The organism is Ramlibacter sp. (genome assembly GCF_028292805.1).
In the GTDB taxonomy this organism is placed as follows: domain Bacteria; phylum Pseudomonadota; class Gammaproteobacteria; order Burkholderiales; family Burkholderiaceae_C; genus Ramlibacter.
In genome coordinates this window covers 1-3,972 of record NZ_JAQGLS010000145.1, presented here as the reverse complement: position 1 = coordinate 3,972, position 3,972 = coordinate 1, and the positions used below count along the sequence as shown (strand labels likewise).

Annotated in this window: 4 protein-coding genes; all 4 read left to right on the top strand. The window is 71.6% G+C overall.

Translation table 11 applies throughout. From position 1 onward, the window contains the following. The coding region (locus tag JWP65_RS08505) for a response regulator (protein ID WP_299762724.1) at positions 1 to 492 on the top strand (492 nt) is incomplete at its 5' end. Continuing rightward, complete coding sequence (locus tag JWP65_RS08500; protein WP_299762722.1) at positions 479 to 2,578, top strand: cache domain-containing protein; 2,100 nt, start codon at positions 479 to 481, stop codon at positions 2,576 to 2,578. The genes JWP65_RS08505 and JWP65_RS08500, both read left to right, overlap by 14 nt. Before the next feature lie 49 nt (positions 2,579 to 2,627). Then, entirely contained in the window at positions 2,628 to 3,761 is a 1,134-nt protein-coding gene (ribBA, locus tag JWP65_RS08495; protein WP_299762719.1) for a bifunctional 3,4-dihydroxy-2-butanone-4-phosphate synthase/GTP cyclohydrolase II, read from the top strand. 8 nt (positions 3,762 to 3,769) lie between these two features. Continuing rightward, a partial coding sequence (locus JWP65_RS08490; RefSeq protein WP_299762716.1) for a 6,7-dimethyl-8-ribityllumazine synthase occupies positions 3,770 to 3,972 on the top strand: 203 nt, incomplete at its 3' end.

Here is a 3,972-nt window from a genome sequence, read left to right as displayed (position 1 = left end):
GTGGCGCGCCAGGCCGCCGTGCACGCCAGGCTGAACGGCGGCCGCGTGCTGCTGGTGGAAGACAACGAAACCAACCAGGTCATCGCCTGCGCTTTCCTGCAGAAGGTCGGCCTGCGGGTCGACGTGGCGGAAAACGGCCAGCTCGCCCTGGACCGGCTGGAGCGCGAGAGCTACGACGCGGTGCTGATGGACGCCCAGATGCCCGTGCTGGACGGGCTGGCCGCCACCCGCGTCATCCGCGGCCGCCTCGGCCTGGCCGACCTGCCGGTGCTGGCGCTCACGGCGAGCGTGCTGCCGCTGGACCGGCAGCGCTGCCTGGAAGCCGGCATGAACGACTTCATCGGCAAGCCGATGGAACTGGGCGCGATGTGGGACGTGCTGCTCAAGTGGATCCCGCCGCGGCTGGCGGCCCGCGGTGCCGGGCCGGCTCCGGCCGTGGCCGCCAGCGAGGAGACGCACGCCTGGGGCGCGCACGCCGATGACGGTCGATAGCCAGTTCCCGCCGTCGCGCCTGGACCCCAACTGGGTGGCCTCCGGCCTGCGCACCCGCGTGCTGCTGCCGCTGGGCCTGGGCATGGTGCTGCTGGCGGCCAGCCTGACCGCGTACCTCGTGGCCAGCCGGATGGAAGCGAGCCGGCAGCAGATCGCCGCGACGGCCCATTCCGCCAACGCCATCCTCGCCGAGCAAACCGCGCACGAGGTGGAGGCGATGCGCACCATCATGGGCTTGCTGCTGCACGACACTGTGCTGCAGGCGGCGTTCGCCGCCCGGGACCGCGATGCCTTGCTCGCGTACGCACAGCCGATCCTGGAAGGCATGTCGGCCCGCAGCCAGGTGTCGCACCTGTACTTCCACCTGCCGGACCGGACCAGCCTGCTGCGCGTGCATCTGCCCGAACGGCACGGCGACCGCATCGACCGCAAGTCGCTGCAGGAGGCGCAGCGGTCCGGCATGCCGTTCTGGGGCTACGAGCAAGGCATGCTGGGCAACTTCACCCTGCGCGTGGTCTACCCGTGGCGCAGCGCGGGCGAGGTGATCGGCTACCTGGAGCTGGGCGTCGAGTTCGACCACCTTGCGCTGGGCGTCAAGCAGGCCTTGGGCGCCGACCTGTTCGTCGTCACCGGCAAGGCGCACTTCGATGAGGCCGCCTGGGCCGGGGGCCAGGCGAACCGCCGGCAGCCGATCGCCTGGAACGAGCTGCCGGGCGACATCGTCCTGAGCCGCACAACCGCGCAGCTGCCGGCGGCGGCCCGCGCGTACCTTTCGCTGCCGGGCCGCAGGCAGGGAACGCTCGACTTCGAGGGGCGCGAGGGCGAGCGCCACGTTCACGTGCACGTCAGCCCGTTCGAGCTGCTTGGCGAGTACATGGGCGACCTGCTGGTGGTGGACGACGTCACCGACCTCGTGGCCGGCCGCCGCCAGGGAGTGGCCACCGTGGTGCTGCTCAGCCTGGCCGTGGGCGGCAGCCTGATGCTGCTGTTCCACAGCCTGCTCGGGCGGGTGCAGCGGGACGTCACGGAGCGCACGGCGCGGCTGGACGAAGCCAGCCTGCGGCTGGCCAGCGAGCAGCACGAACGGCACCGGGCGGAACAAAAATTGGCGGCCGAACAGGAGCGCAACCAGCTGCTGGAAGCGCGCGGCCTCATGGTCGAGGAACTTGCCGCCGCCAACCGCACCTGGCGGGCCGCCCTGCGCGAGAACGAAGAGATCACCGCGCGGCTGCGGGAGACCCAGGGACAGCTGGTGACGGCGGCCCGCGGCGCCGGGCGGGCGGAGATCGCCACCAACGTGCTGCACAACGTAGGCAACGTCCTCAACAGCGTCAACGTTTCGGCCAGCGTGATCGGCGGCACGCTGCGCAAGTCGCGCCTGCCCGGACTGCCGCGGGCGCTGGCCCTGCTGCAGGAGCACCCCGACGATCTCGGCGACTTCCTCGCGCGCGACCCCAAGGGCAAGCAGGTGCCCGGCTACCTGCGGGCGATGGCCAAGGCCCTGGCCGGCGAGCAGAAGGTGATGGGCGAGGAGCTGGACCGCCTGGTCAAGAGCATCGACCACATCAAGGACATCGTCTCCACGCAGCAGACCCATGCCGGCGGCAACCACGTGGCCGAGCCGGTGCAGCCGGCGGAACTGGCGGAAGACGCCTTGCGCATGCAGGGCAGCGCCCTCGCCCGGCACCAGGTCGCGGTGGTCAGGCAATTCGAGCCAATGCCGGCACTGCCGCTGGACCGCAGCCGCGTGCTGCAGATCCTGGTCAACCTGATCAGCAACGCCAAGGCGGCGATGTCGACGGCCGCCGCCACGGGCCGGCAGCTCACCCTGAAGATCGAGCGGCCGGCCGCGGACAGGCTGCGCTTCGTGGTGCGCGACGAGGGCGAGGGCATCGCGCCGGAGAACCTGGCCCGCATGTTCGTGCCGGGCTTCACCACGCGCTCCGACGGCCACGGTTTCGGCCTGGCCAGCAGCGCGCTGGCGGCAAGCGAGCTGGGTGGCGCGCTGAGCGGGGAGAGCGCCGGCGTCGGCCACGGCGCGACCTTCACCCTCGAACTGCCGATCGTCCCGGCGCCCGCCGGTTGACCCCGCCGGGCCCGAGCGGGCGGCGGCGGCCGGATGCGACAATAGGGCGATGAGTTTCCGCCCCGAAGTCACGCCTGTTCCCGTCTCTGCCATCGAAGAGATCGTCGCCGACATGCGCGCGGGCAAGATCGTGATCCTGGTGGACGAGGAAGACCGCGAAAACGAAGGCGACCTGGTGCTGGCGGCCGAACACGTCACGCCGCAAGCCATCAATTTCATGGCCCGCTTCGGCCGCGGCCTGATCTGCCTGACGCTGACGCGCGAGCGCTGCGAGCGGCTGCAACTGCCGCCGATGGTGGCGCGCAACGGCACCAAGATGGGCACCGCCTTCACCGTGTCGATCGAAGCCGCGCAAGGCGTCACCACCGGCATCTCCGCCGCCGACCGCGCCCGCACCGTGCAGGCCGCCGTGGCGCGCGACGCCCGGGCCCAGGACCTGGTGCAGCCCGGCCACATCTTTCCGCTGCAGGCGGTGGACGGCGGCGTGCTGATGCGCGCCGGCCATACCGAGGCCGGCTGCGACCTGGCCGCGATGGCCGGGCTGACGCCGGCCGCCGTGATCTGCGAGATCATGAAGGACGACGGCACCATGGCGCGGCTGCCCGACCTGCAGCTGTTCGCCGCCGAGCATGGCCTGAAGATCGGCACCATCGCTGACCTGATCGGTCACCGCAGCCGCACCGAGAGCCTGGTCGAGAAGGTCGGCCAGCGCCCGCTGGCGACGGCCCATGGCGAATTCACCGCCCATGCCTGGCGCGACAAGCCCAGCCAGGGCCTGCACCTGGCGCTGGTCCTGGGCCAGTGGACGCCCGCCGACACGGTGCCGGTGCGCGTGCACGAGCCGCTGTCGGTGCTGGACGTGCTGGAGCCGGGGCGCTCGCTGCACTCGTGGAGCCTGGACGACAGCCTCAGGCACATCGCCGCCCACGGCAGCGGCGTCGCCGTGTTGCTCAATTGCGGCGAGACGGCGCAGCAGCTGCTGGAGCAATTCGAAGGCACGGCGCGGCCGGCCCAGGCGCCCGAGCGCGGCCGCATGGACCTGCGCACCTACGGCATCGGCGCGCAGATCCTGCGCGAGTGCGGCGTGCAGAAAATGAACCTGATGGGCGCGCCGCGGCGCATGCCCAGCATGGCTGGCTACGGCCTGGAAGTGGCCGGCTACACGCCCGGCCCGAAGAATTGAGGACGACGATGTTTGGTGCAGACAAGGGCGCCGCCGACCGGCTGGACGGCAGCGAGCTGGTGATCGGGATGGTGCAGGCCCGCTGGAACCCCGGCGTGACCAACGCGCTGGCGCAGGCCTGCCGCGAGGCGCTGCTCGCCCATGGCGTGCAGGAAAAGAACATCGACCACGTGCTGGTCCCCGGCGCGCTGGAGGTGCCGGTGGCGCTGCA